Annotated in this window: 14 protein-coding genes; 9 read left to right on the top strand and 5 right to left on the bottom strand. The window is 71.6% G+C overall.

Annotated elements, in window-relative coordinates:
- Positions 1–7: 7 nt before the first annotated feature.
- The gene (locus QSK32_RS00280) at positions 8–1,258 is read left to right on the top strand and encodes a GDSL-type esterase/lipase family protein (protein WP_285470888.1); all 1,251 of its coding nucleotides are present in this window, start codon (positions 8–10) and stop codon (positions 1,256–1,258) included.
- Between the two features lie 85 nt (positions 1,259–1,343).
- Here the strand turns inward: QSK32_RS00280 and QSK32_RS00275 are convergent, their stop codons facing one another.
- Positions 1,344–1,553: a hypothetical protein gene (locus tag QSK32_RS00275; RefSeq protein WP_285470887.1), complete on the bottom strand. Its 210-nt coding sequence runs from the start codon at positions 1,551–1,553 to the stop codon at positions 1,344–1,346.
- A gap of 178 nt (positions 1,554–1,731) precedes the next feature.
- Here QSK32_RS00275 and QSK32_RS00270 point away from each other — a divergent pair, with 178 nt between their 5' ends.
- Complete coding sequence (locus tag QSK32_RS00270; RefSeq protein ID WP_285470886.1) at positions 1,732–2,247, top strand: pyridoxamine 5'-phosphate oxidase family protein; 516 nt, start codon at positions 1,732–1,734, stop codon at positions 2,245–2,247.
- A gap of 3 nt (positions 2,248–2,250) precedes the next feature.
- On the opposite strand, the gene QSK32_RS00265 is transcribed toward QSK32_RS00270, so the two are convergent.
- From QSK32_RS00265 to QSK32_RS00255, 3 genes are all read right to left on the bottom strand, one after another.
- Positions 2,251–3,360 (bottom strand): glycoside hydrolase family 26 protein, encoded by a 1,110-nt coding sequence (locus QSK32_RS00265; RefSeq protein WP_285470885.1) that lies wholly within the window; start codon positions 3,358–3,360, stop codon positions 2,251–2,253.
- A 168-nt stretch (positions 3,361–3,528) separates the two neighbouring features.
- A complete protein-coding gene (locus QSK32_RS00260) occupies positions 3,529–5,337 on the bottom strand; it encodes an AMP-dependent synthetase/ligase (RefSeq protein ID WP_045742188.1) in 1,809 nt (602 codons plus the stop codon).
- A 121-nt stretch (positions 5,338–5,458) separates the two neighbouring features.
- On the bottom strand, positions 5,459–6,670 hold the full coding sequence (locus tag QSK32_RS00255; RefSeq protein ID WP_285470884.1) for a TetR/AcrR family transcriptional regulator: 1,212 nt from the start codon (positions 6,668–6,670) through the stop codon (positions 5,459–5,461).
- 113 nt (positions 6,671–6,783) lie between these two features.
- On the opposite strand from QSK32_RS00255, the gene QSK32_RS00250 reads away from it, so the two are divergent.
- The 5 genes from QSK32_RS00250 to QSK32_RS00230 all read left to right on the top strand — a co-directional run bounded on the left by QSK32_RS00250 (position 6,784) and on the right by QSK32_RS00230 (position 15,020).
- Entirely contained in the window at positions 6,784–7,998 is a 1,215-nt protein-coding gene (locus QSK32_RS00250; RefSeq protein ID WP_285470883.1) for an acetyl-CoA C-acetyltransferase, read from the top strand.
- A gap of 13 nt (positions 7,999–8,011) precedes the next feature.
- Complete coding sequence (locus QSK32_RS00245; protein WP_285470882.1) at positions 8,012–10,132, top strand: 3-hydroxyacyl-CoA dehydrogenase NAD-binding domain-containing protein; 2,121 nt, start codon at positions 8,012–8,014, stop codon at positions 10,130–10,132.
- A gap of 41 nt (positions 10,133–10,173) precedes the next feature.
- The gene (locus QSK32_RS00240) at positions 10,174–10,902 is read left to right on the top strand and encodes an aminoglycoside phosphotransferase family protein (protein ID WP_285470881.1); all 729 of its coding nucleotides are present in this window, start codon (positions 10,174–10,176) and stop codon (positions 10,900–10,902) included.
- 1,829 nt (positions 10,903–12,731) lie between these two features.
- Positions 12,732–13,199 carry a hypothetical protein gene (locus tag QSK32_RS00235; protein WP_285470880.1) on the top strand — a complete coding sequence of 156 codons (468 nt, stop codon included), beginning with the start codon at positions 12,732–12,734 and terminating at the stop codon, positions 13,197–13,199.
- Between the two features lie 171 nt (positions 13,200–13,370).
- Entirely contained in the window at positions 13,371–15,020 is a 1,650-nt protein-coding gene (locus QSK32_RS00230; protein WP_285470879.1) for a tetratricopeptide repeat protein, read from the top strand.
- Here the strand turns inward: QSK32_RS00230 and QSK32_RS00225 are convergent.
- Positions 14,977–16,719, bottom strand: coding sequence for an ABC transporter ATP-binding protein (locus QSK32_RS00225; RefSeq protein WP_045742195.1), 1,743 nt, complete (start codon positions 16,717–16,719; stop codon positions 14,977–14,979). The genes QSK32_RS00230 and QSK32_RS00225 overlap by 44 nt on opposite strands.
- A gap of 100 nt (positions 16,720–16,819) precedes the next feature.
- Here QSK32_RS00225 and QSK32_RS00220 point away from each other — a divergent pair, with 100 nt between their 5' ends.
- Positions 16,820–18,217, top strand: a complete 1,398-nt coding sequence (locus QSK32_RS00220; RefSeq protein ID WP_285470878.1) for an AMP-binding protein — start codon at positions 16,820–16,822, stop codon at positions 18,215–18,217.
- A gap of 48 nt (positions 18,218–18,265) precedes the next feature.
- Positions 18,266–20,527, top strand: coding sequence for a putative bifunctional diguanylate cyclase/phosphodiesterase (locus QSK32_RS00215; RefSeq protein ID WP_285470877.1), 2,262 nt, complete (start codon positions 18,266–18,268; stop codon positions 20,525–20,527).
- Positions 20,528–20,536: the final 9 nt, after the last annotated feature.

The raw sequence follows: 20,536 nt of genomic DNA, 5'->3' as shown, positions 1-20,536 counted from the left end.
AACGGCAATGCGATGGACCAGAACGGCCCTGGCGACAGTTCTCGCGGCGGTCACCGCTTCGGCGTGCGCGGCGGAGAGCCCGGCGGCCCGGCCGTCGTCCTCGGCACCCCAGCCGTCGTCGGCGGCGCCGGCGGGCGGGGGCTTCGTGGTGGAGGCGGCAGCCACGGCCTGGACCGGGAGCTGGGCGACGGCGGTTCAGGACGGCGGGCGGAGCTTCACCGACCAGACCGTCCGGCAGGTCGTGCACACCAGCATCGGCGGCGACGCCACCCGGCTCCGGCTGTCGAACGAGTACGGGACCACGCCACTGACCCTGACCGGCGTGCGGATCGCCCGTCCCGCCGGTGACCACGGGATCGTGCCGGGTACCGACCACGCGGTGACGTTCGGTGGGCGCGCCGCGGTGACGATCCCGGCCGGGGCGACAGCCGTCAGCGACGCGACCACGGTGGCGACAGCGGCCGACGCGGACGTCGTGATCAGCCTGCACGTGTCCGGCACGACCGGGCCGTCCACCCGGCATTCCCTGGCCACCCGGGACAACTGGGTGGCCGCGGGCGACCAGACCGCCGCCGCCACGCTGACCGGCGCGGAGAAGGTCAGCAGCTGGTTCTTCCTCTCCGGACTGGACGTGGTCAACCCGGCCGCGACGGGCGCCGTGGTCGCCTTCGGTGCCTCGATCACCGACGGGCTGGGCTCGACGTGGGGCGCGAACCAGCGCTGGCCCGACCTGCTGGCGGACCGGTTACGGAACTCCGGGCGTACCGTCGCGGTGCTCAACACCGGGATCAGCGGCAACCGCCTGACCGCCGACGGGAACGGCGAGAGCGCTTTGAAACGCTTCGACCGGGACGTGCTGCGCCAGCCCGGCGCCCGCTGGGTGATCATCTCGGATGACGCGCTCAACGATCTGGGCAGCGGCGACCGCCCCGACGCCGGGGTGCTGATCGGGGCGCTGCGGGAACTGACCGAACGCGCGCACGACGCGGGTGTCCGGGTGATCTGCTCGACGCTCACGCCGTACCGCGGTGCCGGGTACTGGACGGCGCTCGGCGAGCAGGGGCGGGCCGCGGTCAACGCGTACGTGCGTGGCACCGGCAGCGGCTGCGACGCGGTGCTCGACCAGGATGCCGCCACCCACGACCCGCAGGCGCCGGCCCGGTTCCGCGCGGCGCACGACTCCGGTGACCACCTGCACCCGAATCAGCAGGGCATGACCGCGATCGCCGGGGCGGCCGACCTGAACTGGTTCGGATGAGCACCCGCGACGATGGCCGGTGAGCCGGACACGGACGTGACGTGAGTCCGCTGAAGCCGCGAACCCGGGCTCAGCGAACCCGGCGTCAATAGTTCGCGGCGAAGTCGCACAGGGCCGAAGTGGACAGCGCGCTGACATACAGCATGCCGAGCAGGCAGAACACCGCGAAGGTGAGCTGCAGGGCACCGCCGGCCAGGAACGCCCCGGCCATCACGCCCAGTGTCGTCGACACCGAGTAGGCCGCCCCGAACCGGAACCTGATCCGTTCCCGGCGCCATCGGCCGTACCTTTCCATGATCCCCCGCAACAGTGCTCACCTCGTACCCCGACGATTGTGCCTCTGCCTGGAGAACGTCGTGCCGAGGGACCGGTCGCCGCCATTGCCCGCAATGCACCACTTTGCCGGATCATTCGCTATTCGGCGTCACGGGCGGCCCCGGTTGTGCGTGCCCACGATCTGGCACGCTGCCCCCATGATCGTGACGAATCCCTGGCTGTCCGGCCCGGCACCGACCCGCCGGCTGGACCACGACCGGCTGGCCGAACGGATCCTCAACCTGCTGTCGTCGCAGAACATGTGCGTGCTCGCCACCACCGGCCCGGACGGGCCGCTCGCCACCCCGGTCCGCTACTTCCACCGGGACTTCACGATCGTGTTCACCGCCGCCGGGAACTCACCGAAGATGCGCAACCTGCGCGCCGACCCGCGAGTCTCGGTCGGCGTGTTCGCCCCGCTGGTCGGGCAGGCCAGCAGCCGCGGGGCGCAGCTGTCCGGCGCCGCGCGCATCCTCGAACCGGGCGCGGACGGCTTCGACGAGCACTGGCCGCTGGTCCGGTGGCAGTCCGACCACGTGGAGCGGTCGAAGTCGCTCGACGAGCCACCGCTCGGCCCGATCGGGGTGATCCCGGTCGAGCGCGTCGTCTACACCGAACATTGGCTGCGCCGCGAGGGGTACGCCCCGCGCCAGTTCTGGAAATCCCAGCCCTGAGCGTCAGCCGCCGAAGCGGGAACTGCGGGCCATCGTGCGGTACGCGGCCAGCGCCGCGCTGTCGGTGTCCGGCCGGAAGTTGTGGTCGGTGCCCTCCTGCACGTCGGTGTCGAACCAGACCACCGCGCCGACCTGCGGGGTGTCCTCCACCCACGTCTGCAGCTGCTTGATCCACTTGGCTTTGCCGGACACCGCCGCGGTCTCGCTCAGCACGATCGGTTTGCGGCTGCCGTACGTGTCGGTGATCTGGGTGAAGAGTTTGGTCGGCGTCTCGCCGTAGAAGTTGTAGCCGGAGATGCCCACCCAGTCGACGTACTCGTCACCCGGGTAGTACTTCTTCGTCTGGTTCCAGCTCTGGTTCGGTGAGGCGTTCCAGTTCGGACTCCACACCCAGGCCACGTTGGTGACGCCCTGGTCGGCGAAGATGCCGTGGATGCGCTGCCACGCCTTGACGTAGTTCGCGGCGTTCTGGCCGTTCTGGCCGCCGCCCCACTCGAACCAGTCGCCGTTCATCTCCCAGCCCCAGCGCAGCATGATCGGCCGCTTCATGCCCTTGAGCTTCTTGGCCACCGACCGGATGTTGGCGTCCGACGAGCCGTTGGTGATCCCCGAGTAGGCCGCACCGTGCCAGGACACCATCAGCACGCTGTTCTTCGACACGTTCGGTTCGGAGGTGGGGATGTACCCGTTCCACGGGTAGAACTGGTGCACGATCCGCTGCTCACGGCCGAGCTGGTCGCGGCGCAGCGCCAGGCTCTGCTTGAGGTTCTTGCCGCTGAGCGCGAGGTAGGAGCCGAGCATCGCCTTGCCGGCGGTGAACGGCACGGCGCCGCCGCGGCCACCGGACGACGCGGCGGTCGATCCGGTGGCGGACGGCTTGGCCGACGCCGACGCCGACGCTGATGCGGACGCCGACGGCGAGCCGCTGGCGGTGACGCTCAGCGGCGAGCCGAGCTTGGCGGTGCCGCTCGGCGAGGGAGCCGCGGCAGCCGAGGAGGCCCCGGTGGTCCCGGCGGCCCCACCGGCGGTGGTGGAGGAGGACGCGGCGGAGGTGGCACAGCCCGCCGCGGGCACCAGCGCCAGCAACGTCAGGACATGACGGCGCTTCAGCACACGGCCGTCACCCGGCTCGACAACCACACCTACCCCCGATACCCGTCCAGCAAGATCCGGCCCATCATGCCCCACGGATATGCCGCCCGTCTCACCCACAGCGTCGCTGAAGCCGCCTCGATGGCCAATCACACATGGCTGACCAGGCAGATTCCGACATGTCCGGGGTCACTGTGCGCGAAGGTACAACTCGCTGATCTCGGCCGCGTACCGCTCCTGGACCACCCGGCGGCGCAGCTTCAGTGTCGGGGTGAGTTCACCGGACTCCGGGGTCCAGCCGGCCGGTAGCACCCGGAACGTCTTCACCTGTTCGGGCCGGGACAGCCGGCCGTTGGCCGCCGTCACCGCCGCGCTGATCTCGGTGAGCACGTCCGGGTCGGTGGCCAGCGCGGCCGTCGAGTCCGCGGTGATGCCCCGGGCCTTCGCCCACACCGGCGCGGCCTCCTCGTCCAGCACGATCAGGGCGGTCACGTACGGCCGCCGATCGCCGATCGCCACCGCCTGGGCGATCAGCGGATGCGCCCGCAGCAGGTTCTCGATCTGGGCCGGTGAGATGTTCTTGCCGCTCGAGTTGATGATCAGTTCTTTCTTGCGGTCGGTGATGGTGAGGAAACCGTCGTCGTCGATCGTGCCGACGTCGCCGGTGGCGAGCCAGCCGTGCTCGTCGGTGACCGGTTCCACGCCGCCGTCGGCCCGCAGGTAGCCGCTGCAGACCAGGGGACCGCGGACCAGGATCTCGCCGTCGCCGGCCAGCCGGATCTCCATGCCCGGGTTGGGGCGGCCGACCGAACCGGTCCGGAAACGGCCCGGCGTGTTGATCGTCGCGGTGCCGGTGGTCTCGGTCATCCCCCACACCTCGAGGACGTCGACGCCGATGCTCGCGAGGTAGAGCAGCACCTCGACCGGGATCGGCGCGGCGCCGCTGCCCGGCCACACCATGTTGTCCAGGCCGAGTTCGGCGCGCAGCCCCCGCAGGATGGGCGGATCCGGCCGCGGGACGTCGTGCCCGTCCGCCCGCCGCCGGTACGCCTCCAGCGTCGTCTCCCGGGCCGCGTCGATCGCGGCGCGGACGGCCGGGTCGGCGGCGGCCAGCCGGCCCTGGATGCCGGCGACCATCTTCTCCCAGATCCGCGGTACCCCGAAGAACGTCGCCGGGCGCACCGTGACCAGCCCGGCCACCAGTCGCGCCGGATCCGGGCAGATGGTGACGTGCCCGGCCCGGTAGATCGGGTTGTAGATGCCGAGGATCCGCTCGGCGATGTGCGCCAGCGGCAGGTACGCCAGCGAGTGCGGATGGTCCGGGGTCGTGACCGTGTTCTCCAGCGTCACCGTCTGGTAGATCACGTTGTGGTGGCTGAGCACCACACCCTTGGGGTCGCCGGTGGTCCCCGAGGTGTAGAGCAGGGTGACCGGCTGCTCGGGGCGCACCTCCCGCCACGCTTTCTCGAAGGCGCCCGGGTCGGCCCGGTGGAGTGCCTCGCCGCGGGCCCGCACGCTGCTCAGGGACAGGAGACGGCCGTCGACGGACGATCCGTCGACGATCACCACCCGGCGGATCCGCGGCGTCTCGGCCAGGATCGGCGTCCAGCGGGCCAGCTCGGCCTCGCCCTCCAGCACGATGATCTCGGCTCGGCTGTGCACCGCGAGGTAGCGCAACTGCTGGGTGGACAGGGTCGAGTACACCGTGGACGGGACCGCGCCCAGGTGCACGGCGGCGAGGTCGGTCAGCCAGTGCTCGGGCCGGCTGGACATCATGATCAGCATGCGGTCGCCGGGGAGCAGGCCGAGTTCGGCCAGGCCGCGGGACAGGTAGGCGACCTCGTCGCGCAGCGCGCCCCAGGTCAGGGCGCCGCCGCCCCGGCCGAGGACGTCGAGAGCGGGCAGGTCGGCGTGGTCGGTGGCGTTGCGGTGCAGCAGTGCGGGAATCGTCAGGCCGCGGGCGGTCTCGGCGCAGCGCTGGGCGAGGGAGGTTTCCAAGACGTTGCCTCCTGATTGCACGTGTCCGTGGCGCGACTGTAAACGCGGATTAACTTCCCGCATAGGGGAAGCCCGGAGAAACGCGAATCCCGCTTAACTTCCCGGACCGGGAGCCGGCGGATCAGGAGTCGGCGGTCAGCACGGCGACGGCGAGGCGCACCAGGTGACGGTCCATGCCGGTGGACCGGTCGAAACCCACCCACCGGCTCAGGTCGGTGACCAGGTTGAGCGCGGCGTGCACCAGCACCCGGGCCTCCGGGACGGGCAGACCCGGGCGCACCCGGCCGAGCAGGCGCACCCACTCCTCCACGTGCAGGCGCTGCAGCTTGCGCAGCTCGTGCCGGTCGGCGTCCGGCAGGTTGTTGTTCTCGGCAAGGTAGACCGAGACCAGGGCGCTGCGCTCGAAGGTGAGATCCACGTAGGACTCGACCAGCCGCTGCAGCGCCCCGGCGTCGTCGCCGGCACCCCGCAGAGCCACGGCGGTGGCCTCGGCGACACGCTCGGACGCCCGGTAGAACGCGGCCGCCAGAATGTCCGCCTTGCCGGGGAAGTACCGGTAGACGCTTGACGCGTTGATGCCCGCGGCCCGGCCGATGTCCTCGACGGCGACAGCGTGGTACCCGTACACGTGAAAAAGCTTGATCGACTCGGCCAGGACGACCTCACGCCGCGCGCCCACCCGCAGAGCCGGCTCCTCGCCCTCCTCCCGCGGCTGCGCGGGCGCGGGCAACGGCGGCTCGCCGCGCAACACCGCCCACGCCGTCCGGCGCAACACCGCCTCGGCCTTGCCCCGCGCGATCACCGCACGGTGCGTCGACAAACTGCCGAACACGCTGAGCGCGGCCCGGACCAGGGCGTTCGCCTCCGGCTCGGTGAGTTCCGGGCGCAACACCCTCAGGGGTACGCCGACACGATCGACCAGGGCCGTCAGTGCCCCCCGGAGCTCCTCGCGGTGCTCGTCCTCCAGGTAACGCCACTCCCACTGGTAGAGCCCGCCCATCCGGCGGCCCTCGACGGCCAGCCGGGACAACGCCGCCAGCAGCGCGTCGAGCCGCTCGCCGGGATCGGGCAACGGCCGCAGATCGGTCGCGGTCAGGACGCTCTCGGTGAGCTGGCGCGTCGCGTACACCAGCATGGCGTATTTGTTCGGGAAATGACGGTAGATCGCCGGGCCGCTGATCCCGACCTCGGTGGCGATCTCGTCCAGGCTGACGCCGTGGTAGCCGTGCTCGCAGAACATCTCGGCGGCGACGACGGCCAACTGGGCCTTGCGGTTGCGCGGCCGTTTGCGCGTCTCGGCGGGTGCCGGATCCCCGGTCGCTGCGGTGTGCACCACCCCACCCTATCCGTGAGGAACCATTCGCCCCAGGCCACGACGGTTGTCCTTGACACCTAGCGGAAACATCCGCAAAAGTTAGTCGCAATTCGCATCCGAAGGAGTGGGCGATGACGACCGAGGCCTATGTCTACGACGCCGTGCGCACCCCGCGGGGACGCGGGAAGAAGAACGGCTCGCTGCACGCGGTGAAACCCATCTCGCTGGTCACCGGCCTGATCGACGAGCTGCGCCGGCGGTTCCCGGACCTCGACCCGGCGGACATCGAGGACGTGGTGCTCGGCGTGGTCTCGCCACTCGGCGACCAGGGCTCGGACATCGCCAAGACCGCCGCGCTCGCCGCCGGCCTGCCCCACCAGGTGGCCGGCGTCCAGCTCAACCGCTTCTGCGGCTCCGGGCTGGAAGCGGTCAACGTGGCCGCCCAGAAGATCCGCTCCGGCTGGGAGGACCTGGTCCTGGCCGGCGGCGTCGAGTCGATGTCCCGGGTGCCGATGGGCTCCGACGGCGGATCCTGGGCGCTCGACCCGGAGACCGCACTGACCACCGACTTCATCCCGCAGGGCATCAGCGCCGACCTGATCGCCACGATGGACGGCCTCAGCCGCGAGGACGTCGACACGTTCGCGCTGGGCTCGCAGCGCAAAGCCGCGAAGGCCTGGGCGAACGGGTACTTCGACCGGTCCGTGGTGCCGGTCCGGGACCGCAACGGCCTGCTGATCCTCGACCACGACGAACACATCCGGGCGGACTCCACCCTGGACGGGCTCGGCAGGCTGCCGGCGTCCTTCGCGACCATCGGCGACCAGGGCGGATTCGACGCGGTGGCACTGCAGAAATACCACTGGATCGAGAAGATCCGGCACGTGCACTCGGCGGGCAACTCGTCGGGCATCGTGGACGGGGCGGCGCTCGTACTCGTCGGATCACAGGCCGCCGGGGAACGCGCCGGGATCGCACCCCGGGCCCGGATCGTCGCCGCCGCGCTCAGCGGCGCCGACCCGACCATCATGCTGACCGGCCCGGCCCCGGCCGCCCGCAAAGCCCTGGCCAAGGCCGGACTGACCGTCGACGACCTCGACCTGGTCGAGATCAACGAGGCGTTCGCGGCGGTGGTGCTGCACTTCATCGACGACCTCAAGCTGGACCCGGAGATCGTCAACGTGAACGGCGGGGCGATCGCCATGGGCCACCCCCTCGGCGCCACCGGCGCCATGATCCTCGGCACCCTCGTCGACGAGTTGGAGCGGCGCGGCGGGCGGTACGGCCTGGCGACCCTCTGCATCGGCGGCGGCATGGGCATCGCCACCATCGTCGAACGACTCTGAAGGGGCTCAACTCGTGACCGAGACGATTCGCTGGGACCGTGGCGACGACGGCATCGTCGTGCTCACCCTCGACGACCCCGCCCGCGGCGCCAACACCATGAACGACGCGTACGTCGCCAGCATGGGCGCGACCGTGGACCGCCTCGAGGCGGAGAAGGAGTCGATCACCGGCGTGGTCATCACGTCGGCCAAGAAATCATGGTTCGCCGGTGGTGACCTGGACCAGCTCGGCAGCGTCCCGGCCGACCGCGGCGCCGACGTCTTCGCCCTCTCCACCCGGGTCAAGGGCCAGCTGCGCCGGCTGGAGACGCTGGGCCGCCCGGTGGTCGCCGCCCTGAACGGCTCGGCGCTGGGCGGCGGCCTCGAACTGGCGCTGGCCTGCCACCACCGGATCGCGCTGAACGATCCGCGGCTGGAGGTCGGGCTCCCCGAAGTCACCCTGGGACTGCTGCCCGCCGGCGGCGGTGTGGTCCGCACCGTCCGGCTGCTCGGCCTGTTCACCGCGCTCACCAAGGTACTGCTGCAGGGCACCCGGCACCGCGCGCCCGCCGCCCACGAGCTGGGCCTGATCGACGCGCTGGTGGACACCCCGGAGCAGCTGATCACCGCCGCCCGCGAGTGGATCATCACGCATCCGGACGCCGCCCAGCCCTGGGACACCAAGGGATACCGGATCCCCGGCGGCACCCCGTCGACACCGGCCCTCGCCGCCCAGCTGCCCGCGTTCCCGGCCAACCTGCGTAAACAGCTCAAAGGCGCGCCCTACCCGGCGCCGCGCAACATCCTGGCCGCCGCGGTCGAAGGCGCCCAGGTCGACGTGGACAACGCCCTCACCATCGAGACCCGGTACTTCGTCGAACTGGTCACCGGCCAGATCGCCAAGAACATGATCAAAGCGTTCTTCTTCGACCTGAACGCGGTGAGCTCCCGCGACATCGGCGACGTCCCGCCGATCACCAAAGTGGCGGTACTGGGCGCGGGCATGATGGGAGCGGCCATCGCGTACGTGTGCGCCCGCGCCGGACTACCCGTGGTGCTGCGCGACGTCACCCTCGAATCGGCGCAGCGCGGCAAGGCGTACTCGGAGAAACTCGTCGCCCGTCGCCGCCTAGACCCGGCGAAGGCCCGGGAACTACTGGACCTGATCACCCCGACCGCCGAGGTGGCCGACCTCGCCGGGGCCGACCTGGTGATCGAAGCGGTCTTCGAGGACCCGGCCCTCAAACACAAGGTGTTCGCCGAGATCGAAGGCGTGATCGCGCCGGACGCGCTGCTCTGCTCCAACACCTCCACCCTGCCGATCACCGCACTCGCCGACGGTGTCCGGCGGCAGGCCGACTTCATCGGGCTGCACTTCTTCTCCCCCGTCGACAAGATGCCACTGGTCGAGGTGATCCGCGGCGAGAAGACCGGCGACCAGGCCCTGCGCCGCGCCCTCGACGTGGTGCGCCGCCTCCGCAAGACCCCGATCGTGGTCAACGACAGCCGCGGCTTCTTCACCAGCCGGGTGATCGGCACCTTCACCAACGAGGGCATCGCGATGCTCGCCGAAGGCGTCGCCCCCGCCAGCATCGAACAGGCCAGCAGCCAGGCCGGATACCCGGCTCCGGTGCTGCAGCTGATGGACGAGCTGACCCTCACCCTGCCCCGCCGCATCCGCAACGAATACCGCGCCGCCGCCGGCGACACCTGGCGCCCCCACCCCGCCGACGAGGTCATCGACCGCATGATCGACGACTTCGGTCGCCCCGGGCGGTCCGGCGGTGCCGGCTTCTACGAGTACGAGGACGGACGGCGTACCGGACTCTGGCCCGGCCTCGACACCTTCCGCCGGACCGACGTGGACGTCCCGTTCGAGGACCTGAAGGAACGGATGCTCTTCATCGAGGCCATCGAAACGGTGAAATGCCTCGACGAGGGGGTGCTGACGACGGTCGCCGAGGCGAACATCGGCTCGATCCTCGGCATCGGCTATCCGGGCTGGACCGGCGGCGTCCTGCAGTACATCAACCAGTACCCGGGCGGACTGCCGGGATTCGTGGACCGCGCCCGCGAACTGGCGGGCCGCTACGGCGACCGTTTCGCCCCGCCGGCACTGCTGCTGGCCAAGGCGGAGGCGGGAGAGTCCTTCTGACCGATACATGATCGACGATCACCGCACTAGGTTCGTCGATCATGGGTCAGTCAACTCCCGCGGTCCTCGCCCTGCTGCGCCACCTGGAGAAGGTGGGTTTCGACGGCGCACCCCGCGTCGACGCCCGCCTTCCCGCCCTGACCGCGCACGGCCCTCTTGCCGCTCCCCTACCCATGATCGGTGGGGAGTTGCGGCTGCCGGGCGAGCCCGTCGGTGACATCAGGCCGTGGCCACACTGGACGTACCACGACGAGACGCTCTGGCAGGTAGCCCAGTGGCTCCGCGAGTACCACACCGCGGTGGCCGGTTTCGTCCCGCCAGCCGACGCGATCTGGCGGGACGGCGGCACCTGGGAACCCGGCCTGATCATCGGCCACAACAACGCCGCCCCCTACAACGCCTCCTGGTCCAGCGGGCGCATCACCGGCTTCTCCGGCTGGGACTTCGCCGGACCGGTGACCCCCACCGCCGACCTGGCCCTGATCGCCTACGCGTGGGTGCCACTGACCGCCCGATCCTCCGCCCAGGCCGCCGGATTCACGGCATTCGAGGACCGTCCGAGGCGGCTGCGCCTGCTCCTGAACGCCTACCGTTGGTCCGGCACACTCCGAGACTTCATCCACGAGGTCCGCGACCGGATGAGCGCAGCCATCCACGACATCCGCCGACTGTCCGCAGCCGGAGACGCCGGTTGCCAGTCCCTGATAGCCACCGGAGTAGACAAAGCCCTGGCCGCCGGAGTCCAGGAGCTAGCCACGTTCCCCTCCTGATCTCCACCGCACCCCGTCCCCACCCCGTCCCGCCTCACGCTGCCCCGCCCCGTCTTGCCCCGTCTCGCCTCGCCCCGCCCCCTCTTGTCCCGTCTTGCCCTGTATCGCCCCGCCCCGTCTTACCCTGTCTCGCCCCGGCCTGTCTTGCATTGCCTTGCCCTGTCTCGCTCCGCACCGCCCTGTCTCGCCGCGCCCTGTCTCGCCGCGCCAGCAAGCGCACCCGATCAAGCTCCCGGGTGCGCTCACCCCTGCACGGGCAGGCCACCGCCCCCGATCCCGACTGCGGGTGCCACCACACTCCACTCCGCCGGTGACAGCACCCGATGAAGCTCTCGGGGACGCCGGCCGCCAATCCGGGGCTGCGCACACACCCGATCATGACCTCGGGTGCCCCCAACGCCGATCCGAGACGGGCGAGAGCACCCGAACCCGCTTCGGGTTCGCCCACCACCTCCTCGCCACCACACGAGCGGCAAGCGCACCCGATCAAGCTCCCGGGTGCACCAACCACCTATCCAGGACGGCCAACGCACCCAGAAGCTTGATCGGGTGCGTCCACCACCGATTCGGGACGGGCAAATGCACCCGATCCCAACTTCGGGTGCATCCACACCCCACCCCACCGGCGACAGCACCCGATCAAGCTTTCGGGCGCAGTCACCGCTGTTCAAGGACGGGTCAGCGCACCCGATCGAGCTCCCGGGTGCAACCACCGCCGAACTGGAACAGGTCAACGCACCCAACCCCCGCTTCGGGTGCAGCCACACCCCGATCCGCGGTCGGTGCACCCGATCAAGCCCTCGGGGACTCCAGCCGCCAATCCGGGACTGCGCACACACCCGATCATGACCTCGGGTGCCCCCAACCCCGATCCGAGACGGGCGAGAGCACCCAAACCCGCTTCGGGTTCGCCCACCACCTCCTCGCCACCACACGAGCGGCAAGCGCACCCGATCAAGCTTCCGGGTGCACCAACCACCCATCCAGGACAGGCCAACGCACCCAGAAGCTTGATCGGGTGCGTCCACCACCGATTCGCGGCAGGCGAGAGCACCCAAAGCGTGTAGGGACGGAGGCGTGACGAGACGGAGGCGTGACGAGACGGAGGCGTGACGAGACGGAGGCGTGACGAGACGGAGGCGTGACGAGACGGAGAGGCGGAGGGGCGGGGTGTGGGGTGTGAGATGTGGGGGTCGGTGACGGTGCTTGATAGGTCGGCACTAATGGCATCGCTTTTGGGTGGGGCCAAGACCGCTGCGCGCTGTTATCGTGGCGATCAATCACCAACGGTTGTCGATCAATGACAGGATGCGATGCCGATGGCGGAGAGAGGGTCGTGGCTGCTCATCGCGGCAGGGTTCGGGGTGGTCGGGATGATCGCCGGGACCATGCTCGTGTGGGAACCCGGGGGTGTCGTCACCACGATCGCTGCGGTGGGTGGGGCCTCCCTGGTCGCCTATCTGAGCCAGCAACCGACTGCGGTCGACGCTCGACGGCGGCCTTACGAGGACAGGCGAGCGACTACATCCCGGCGCACTGTCGACGGGCCGCCCGGTGCCGCAGCGACGCGGGCGGACGGCCGGGCGGGCTCACTGCAACGTGCGGTCGGCGGACGGGCAACCGGACCACGGCGGACGGTTGACCGGGCAGCAGCGGGAATGCGACGGACGGCAGACCGGGCAGCAGCGGAAATGCGACGGACGGCGGACCCGGCGGCAACGGAAAAGCGGCAGCCGACGGACCGGGCAGCAGCGGAAATGCGACGGCCGACGGACCGGGCGGCAAGGGAAAAGCGGCGGGGCGGCGGGCCGGAGGCGGTGCCTTCGCCCGTGGGGGCTCCGGTGGCGTGCCGGGTCGAGGTCGCGGATCTCGACTATGTGGTGGTCGACGACGACGGCGGGTCGGTGGTGGAGGTTCCGGCGGCGGGGCACACCGTCCGCCTGGTGGTCACCGCGCTCGCCCCGGTGCGGATCGGCGGGTTGCGGGTCGAGGTGGTGGGGCGTGAGCCGGGTGGCGGGGTGCTCGAACGTCAGGCGGCGGATCTTTCGGAGCGGGATTTCGAAGTATGCCTGACCGACCAGCCCCCGAGGATCCTGCCGCTCGGTGGTATCGGTTTTCCGCTGGAGCTGGAGCGGCACGACCGTGAGGTCGTCGCGTTGGCGGTCCGGGTCGGGGACGGTGACGTCCGGTGGCGGCTGTGGCTGGAGTGGAGCACCCGGGTGCGGTCCGGTTCGTTGCCTGTCGATCTGGGTGGGCGGCCGTTCCGGACGGTCGCCCGTCATGACGTGGTGGGCTGACCGGTGGCGGATCCGGCCCGGGTGGTGGTGAGTGCGGCGCTTCCGGTGGCGGCCGGTGGTCTGGTGTTGGCCACGGCGGGGGTGTCGGCTCACCCGGCGTGGCTGGCGGTGCTCGTCGTCGCGTTCCTGTCGGGTTTGTCCGCTCAACGGGATGGTCCCCCGGCAGTCAGGGTGGCCCCACATGCGCTCACGACCGGACCGGGGCCCGCACCACAGGAACGGGAACGGGAGCGGGAACAGGAGCAGGAACGAGAACAGGAGCAGGAACGGGAACGGGAGCGGGAGCGGGAACAGGAACGGGAGCAGGAACAGGAACAGGAGAGGGAAGAACTCGGAACGTTCGTGCTGCAACGCCCCCAGCGGACCATCGCCGCGGACGACGAGCGTGTGCTTTCCGCGTACCCCATGAAAGTGACGGCCCGCAGCCGCACCGCCCTCATCCTCACCCCGGACGCGGAGATCGGCCCGCAGGGCCGCTGGATCCCGGGCACCGGCCACCGTGTCACTCTCAGCCTGGCCGGCCCGGTCACCGTCCAGGCCGTCAGCGCCGTCGTGCTGGACCGTCGTCCCCTTCCGCGCACCCCGGCCGGTGTCGCTCACGTGCCGTCCCGGATGCCCGACGTGATCGGCGACGCCGGTCTGCTGGGGCCGTTGCGCCGTGCGGTGGCCGGGTACCGCCCGCCGGCCGACCCGGATGTGGCGGTCCTGCTCGACGAGGAACCGGCCGGGATCGGGATGATGCGCCGGATCGAGGCGCCGCCGTTCACCGTGGACGACGACGATGTCCGCACCCTGGTCCTGATGCCGGTCACCGAACGCGGCGACTGGGTGCGCTGGCGGCTGACCTGCGAGGTGGACGGTGACGCCGGCCCGGCCGTGGTCCACTGGGATCTGGACGCCACCGGTGCGGTCGGCGACGACGACGGTGTGACGGGCACGGCGTGGGAGCCGCGGCGCCGGCCGCAGGAGCCCGCTCCCGAGCCTGCCGGTGCCGCCCGGGAACGTGCCGAGGCCGACGAGTTGCACGCCGAGGGCCGCACCGATCTGGCCCGGGAGGCGTGGCGGTTCGCCGCGGAGGCGGGGAGTGGTCCGGCCGCGTACCGGCTGGGTGCGTCTCTGCAGCAGGAGGGTGACCTGGACGGGGCCCGGGTGTGGTTGCGCCGGGCCGCCGGGCTGCGGGTGTTCGAGGCGGGCAACGACCTGGGTGCGGTCGAGTACTCCCGCGGTGACCTGTCCGAGGCGGATTCGTGGTTCCGGCGGGGTATGGACGACGGCGACTGGACGGCCGCGGTCAATCTGGCGGCGTTGCACGCGGCGCGGGACCGGTACGCCGAGGCTGAGGAGTTGCTGGCCCCGGCCCGCCGGCTGCGGGTGCCGCACGCCACCGAGACGCTGGTGCAGGTGATGTTGCGGCAGGGGCGCACCGACGACGCCGAGCACGTGCTGACCGAGGATATCGGGGAGCCGCGCTGGTCCCGGCTGTTGCGGCTGGCCGGTTTCCTGCGGGAGGTACGCGGTGACACGGCCCGTTCGCTGGACATCGTCTGGGATGCCGTCGACGATCCGGATCTGCCGTCCGACGTGTTGTCCCGGACCGCGGAGGAGCTGGACCGGCTCACCATCGCGTTGACCGAGTCGCGGCGGATGGAGGAGGCGTTGTGGGCCGGGACGGTGCGGGTCGCCGCCCGGCGTCTGCTGCCGGGCAGTCCGGGTGCCTATCTCGCCGCCCTGGAGGACCGGGTGACGCTGGCGAACCTGGTCGGTGATCCGGCGACGGTCAAGGAGGCAGCCGCGGAGCTGGCCGAGTTCCGGGCGGCCTGACCCCGGTCAGCCGGCGGTAGTACGCGCTGTCGCGCATCACCTGGTCGTGGGTGCCGGCGGCGGCTACCACCCCGTTCTCGACGACCAGGATCCGGTCGGCGGAGCGGACCGTCGTCACCCGGTGGGCGATCACCACCAGTGCGCAGACCGCGGAGACCTCGCGCAGGGTGGTGGCCAGTGCCCGTTCGTTGTCCGGGTCGAGGTGGGCGGTCGGTTCGTCGAGCAGGATCAGTTCGGGGCGGGACAGCAGGCAGCGGGCGATCGCCACCCGCTGGCGCTGGCCGCCGGAGAGGTGCCGGCCGCGTTCGCCGACCGGGCTGTCCAGGCCGCCGGGCAGCGACCGGACCAGCGTGGACAGTCCGGTCATCGCGAGGACCCGGCGGAGTTCGGCGTCCGGGACCCGGCCGGAGCCGTAGAGCAGGTTCTCCCGCAGGGTGCCGTCGAGCAGCGGGCAGTCCTGTTCGACGAGGCCGACGGTCTTGCGGTGCCGGGCGTACGGGACGACCCGGCTGTCCCGCCCGTGCAGCAGGATCGTTCCGCGGTCCGGTTCGTAGAACCGTTCGGCCAGGGCGAAGATCGTCGATTTGCCGCCGCCGGAGGGCCCGACCACGGCGAGGTGGCCGCGGGTGCCGACGGTGAAGCCGACGCCGCGCAGTACGGGGCGCATCGGGTCGTACCCGAACCAGACGTCCCGGAACTCCAGTACCGGGGGCGGGCCGTCGGGGCCGGCGAGCGGGACCACCCCGATCGGTTCGTCCTGTTCGGCGGGCAGGTCGAACACCTCGTTGATCCGGCTGAGTGCCCCGGAGCCCTGTTGCACCGCCCCGATCGCCTGGAAGATCTCGTAGACGGGCGCGGACAGGTAGGTCATCGCCAGCACGAACGCGACCAGGTCGCCGAGGCTCATCGCGCCGCTGCGTACCCGGGACGCCCCGGCGAGCAGGACGACCAGGAACGCGCCGCTGACCGCCAGGTCGTTGGCCGGGCCGCTGAGGGCGGCCAGTCCGGCGGTGCGCAGGTTGGCCAGGTGGGCGCGGGCGGACGAGCGGTCGAGGCGGGCCTCCTCCTGGCGTTCGGCGCGGCAGGCCCGGACGGTGCGCATCCCACCGAGGACCCGTTCCAGGTCGGCGAGCAGGACACCTTCGGCGTTCTGGGCGGCGCGGGAGGCGGCGCGGACCCGGTTGACCACCAGGAGCAGGGCGACGAACGAGCCGCTGAACAGGGCCAGCACCGCGGCGAGCAGCAGCGGGTCCAGCCAGCCGAGGATGCCGACCGCCACCAGCAGGCCGATCACCCCGGCCGCGCCGGTGCCGAGGCTCTGCGCGATCAGGGTCTTCACCACGGCGGTGTCGCCGCAGGCCCGGGCGATCAGGTCGCCGGTGCTGCCGCGGTCGAGTACCGAGAGCCGGACTCGCAGCAGGTGCCCGGTGAGGTGCCGGCGCAGGTCGTGGGTCATCGTCTCGCCGGTGTGCGCCTGCACGTACCGGGCCAGGGCGAGCGCGCTGGCCTGCGCGGTGAACAGGACGACGAGGACGGCGACCACGGCGCCGGGTACCCGGCCGGTGGCTGCGTCGTCCACCGCCACCCGGGCGATCAGTGGCTGGGCCAGGGCGAGTACCGAGCCGAGCAGGCTGAGGGCCGCGGCCACCAGGATCGGTTTGCGGTAGTCACGGGCGAGGCGGCTCAGGTCGGCGCGCATGGTCCGAGTGAAACGGTCCCGGGGTGGCCGGACAACGCCCCGTCCGGGCGTCGGAGCGCGGCAAGGGGGAAACCGGACGCCCGGATGGGATCATCCGTTCATGCCCCTGCTCGACGCGTTGCTCTCCCCCGGCGACCGGGCCGGCTTCGTCGGTGTCCCGGACCGGTCGGTGTCCTCCCATGAACTGCTCGGCTGGGCGACCGGTCTGGCCGGCCGGATCGCGGGCGCCCCGATCGTGGCTGTGCACGCGGCGCCCGGGTTGCCGGCGATCGCCGCGGTCACCGGCGCGTTGCTGGCCGGGGTGCCGGTGGTGCCGGTGCCTCCGGATGCCGGGGTGCTGGAGCGGGAGCACATCCTGCGGGACTCGGGGGCGGCGCTGGTGCTGTCCGACGATCCGGCCGCGGCGGGCACGTCGGGTCTGCCGGTGGTGCCGGTCAGCGGGCCGGTCCGGTCGGGGAGTCTGCCGCCGGAACCCGAGGGGACGGCTGCCGCGCTGGTCCTGTACACCAGCGGCACGACCGGTCCGCCGAAGGGTGTGGTGCTGTCCCGGTCGGCGCTCGCGGCGGGGCTGGACGCGCTCGCCGCCGCCTGGCGGTGGACCGCGGACGACGTTCTCGTGCACGGTCTGCCGATCTATCACGTGCACGGCCTGGTGCTCGGCGTGCTGGGTCCGTTGCGGCTGGGTTCGGTCTTGCGGCACACGATCAGACCCACACCGCGGGGGTACGCCGAAACGCCCGGTTCCCTGTATTTCGGCGTGCCGACCGTCTGGTCCCGTGTCGCCGCGGACCCGGATGCCGCCCGTGCCCTGTCCCCGGCGCGGCTGCTCGTCTCCGGCAGCGCGCCCCTGCCGGTTCCGGTGTTCGACGCGCTCGCCGCCCTGACCGGTCAGGCCCCGGTCGAGCGGTACGGCATGACCGAGACCCTGATCACGATCAGCACTCCGGCGGTCGGCGAGCGCCGTCCCGGGCATGTGGGCCTGGCCCTGCCCGGGGTCGGCACCCGCCTGGTCGACGACGCCGGGGTTCCGCTGCCGCACGACGGTACGAGCATCGGGCATCTGCAGGTCAACGGCCCGACCCTGCTCGACGGTTATGTCCGCGGCGACACCGTCGAGCCGCCCGCGCTGGTGGACGGCTGGTTCCCGACCGGGGACGTGGCCACCGTCGGCCCGGACGGCTGGCACCGGATCGTCGGTCGCGCCTCGACCGACCTGATCAAGACCGGTGGCTACCGGGTCGGGGCCGGGGAGGTCGAGGACGTACTGCTGCTGCATCCGGCGGTCCGGGAGGCCGCGGTGGTCGGCACCCCGCATCCGGATCTCGGCGAGCAGGTCACCGCGTTCGTGGTCGCCGACCCGGTCGACCCGCAGGAGCTGATCGCGTTCGTCGCCGGGCGGCTCGCCGCGCACAAACGTCCCCGGGTGGTCCACCTGGTCGACGCGCTTCCCCGCAACGGCATGGGCAAGGTGCAGAAGAAGCTGCTGACCACGGAGTGAGACGTCATTGATCTCAACCCGCGGGGTGGCCTGCCGAACTTCACCTCCGTGACCCGTCCGCCGAGCCGCGCCGCCGACACGGCCCGGAAGCTGTTCTTCGCCGCCGCCGGCTGGACGGTCCTCAGCGCCCTGTTGATGATCGTGGGGGCGTCCGGGCCGCCGCCGGTGTGGCTGCTCTGGCCGTCCACCGCGGCCGTTTCGCTCACCGCGGCCCTGACGTGCGCCGTCGCGGCCCGGTCCGGGCGGGGTCCGGTGCGTGACTTCTGGCGTGGGGTGACCGTCACCACCGCCCTGGTGACCGGCGGCGTCGTCGCGCAGGCCGTGGACGCGGCCGTGACCGGCGACTCGAGTTCGATGGGCCCGGTCACCGCGGCGCTGTACGTCCTCGCGGTGACCGTCGGCATTATCACCGTCGTCCGGCTGCCCCGCCGCCGCCGGACCTGGCGGGCCGCCGTCGCGGTCCATCTGGACGTGGCGGTGGTCGGGGTGGCCGCCGCCCTGGTCATCACGCATGTGTTCCACAGCGCTCCGGGCCCGTCCGGTCCGGGGGTCTCGGACCGGTTCGTGGCCATCCTGGTCGGCGCGGCGGTGGCCGCCGTGGTCGCGGTGATCAAGGTGGGGGTGACCGGGAGCGGGCCGGTGCACGCCCCGTCGATCTGGGCGCTCGCCCCGATCGGGCTGGTCACCACTGCGGCGTTGCTGCTCGAGCCACGGTTCGCCGGGATGCCGCACCTGGCCAGCACGGTCGTCACCATGCCGGTCATCGGTCTGCTGATCGCGTTCTCGGCGTACCTGCAGACGCACGCCAACGTGTTCCCGGCCCCGCCCCGGACACCGCCGCTGCCGGCCGAGCGGCGGGGTGCCTGGCGGCGGATCAGCCTGGTGCCGTACGCCGCCGTGGCGGGCACCACCACCATGCTGGTCGTGGTCACGTCGCGGACCGGTTACCTGCCGCCGACGCTGGCCGGTGGTTCGGTGCTGCTCACCGTGCTGATCGTGGTCCGTCAGCTGACCGCACTGTCGGAGAACCGGGTGCTGCTGGACCGGCTGGCCGATCAGGCGTACCACGACGATCTGACCGGTCTGCCGAACCGCCGCCTGTTCACCGTGACGCTGGCGCGGCGGCTCGACCGGACCACCGTGGCGGTCTGTGACCTGGACGGGTTCGCGTCGTTGAACGACCAGCTCGGCGACGAGACCGGGGACGCCCTGCTGCGGGCCGCCGCCGCCCGGGTGGCCGCGGTCGCCGGGCCGGACGCGATGGTCGCCCGGCTGCTCGGTGACGAGTTCGGCGTGGTGCTCCCCGGTGACGGCGACCGGATCGCCGAGCGCCTGCTCGAGGCGTTCCGGTCGCCGCTGTGCGTGGACGACCGGGATCTGCTGGTCACCGTCACGGTGGGCGCGGCGAGCGGGGACGGCGACGAGTGCCCGGATCTGCTGCGCCGGGCCGAGCTGGCGTTGCAGGCCGCCAAGTACACCGGCGCGAACCGGTTCCGGGAGCACACCCGGGAGCTGGACGCCACCGCGCAGCACCACGCCGAGCTGGCCGCCGCCCTGCGCCGGGGGCTGGAGTGCGACGAGTTCCATCTGGTGTACCAGCCGATCGTGGAGTTGCCGTCCGGCTCGATCGCCGGGGTCGAGGCGCTGCTGCGGTGGAAGCCGACCAATCTGCCGCCGATGTCGCCGGCCGAGTTCATCCCGGTCGCCGAGCACAGCGGCCTGATCATCGATCTGGGGGCGTGGGTCATCGACACCGCCTGCGCGGATGCGGCCGTCTGGCAGCGGCGGTACGGCACGGCCGGGCCACGGGTCAACATCAACGTGTCGGCGCGGCAGTTGCTCGACCCGGAGCTGCCCGCCCAGGTGTCCGCGGCCCTGCAGCGGCACGGACTGTCCCCGGACCGGATCACGGTGGAGATCACCGAGACCGCGGTGTTCGCCGGCGGCGCGGCCATGAGCACCGTCCGGGAGCTGCGGGAACTCGGCGTCGGCCTGGCCCTCGACGATTTCGGCACCGGGCACAGCTCGCTCACCCTGCTGCGGACCTGCCCGGTCACCTCGCTGAAGGTGGACAAGTCGTTCATCGACGACCTGGGTGGTGGCGCCGAGCGGGAGGCCATCGCCAGTTCGCTGAGCACCATCGCGGCCACCCTCGGGTTGCGTGCGGTCGCCGAGGGTGTGGAGACCCGGGATCAGGCGGAACGGCTGCACACGCTGGGTTACCGGTACGCGCAGGGCTACTACTTCGCCCGCCCGGCGCCGGCGAATGAGATCGATATCGCTCTCGGCGAACCCGCCGCGGCGCTGTAGTCTCCCGGC

Origin of the sequence: Actinoplanes sp. NBRC 101535 (assembly GCF_030269225.1) — a bacterium.
Lineage (GTDB): Bacteria > Actinomycetota > Actinomycetes > Mycobacteriales > Micromonosporaceae > Actinoplanes > Actinoplanes rectilineatus.
The sequence above is the reverse complement of the archived record's forward strand: the minus strand, read 5'-3'. Positions and strand labels throughout refer to the sequence as shown.

Coding starts and splice junctions, on each gene's coding strand:
- QSK32_RS00280 (WP_285470888.1), top strand. CDS start 8: ATGCGATGGACCAGAACGGCCCTGGCGACAGTTCTCGCGGCGGTCACC.
- QSK32_RS00270 (WP_285470886.1), top strand. CDS start 1,732: ATGATCGTGACGAATCCCTGGCTGTCCGGCCCGGCACCGACCCGCCGG.
- QSK32_RS00240 (WP_285470881.1), top strand. CDS start 10,174: ATGGGTCAGTCAACTCCCGCGGTCCTCGCCCTGCTGCGCCACCTGGAG.
- QSK32_RS00275 (WP_285470887.1), bottom strand. CDS start 1,553: ATGGAAAGGTACGGCCGATGGCGCCGGGAACGGATCAGGTTCCGGTTC.
- QSK32_RS00220 (WP_285470878.1), top strand. CDS start 16,820: ATGCCCCTGCTCGACGCGTTGCTCTCCCCCGGCGACCGGGCCGGCTTC.
- QSK32_RS00250 (WP_285470883.1), top strand. CDS start 6,784: ATGACGACCGAGGCCTATGTCTACGACGCCGTGCGCACCCCGCGGGGA.
- QSK32_RS00225 (WP_045742195.1), bottom strand. CDS start 16,719: ATGCGCGCCGACCTGAGCCGCCTCGCCCGTGACTACCGCAAACCGATC.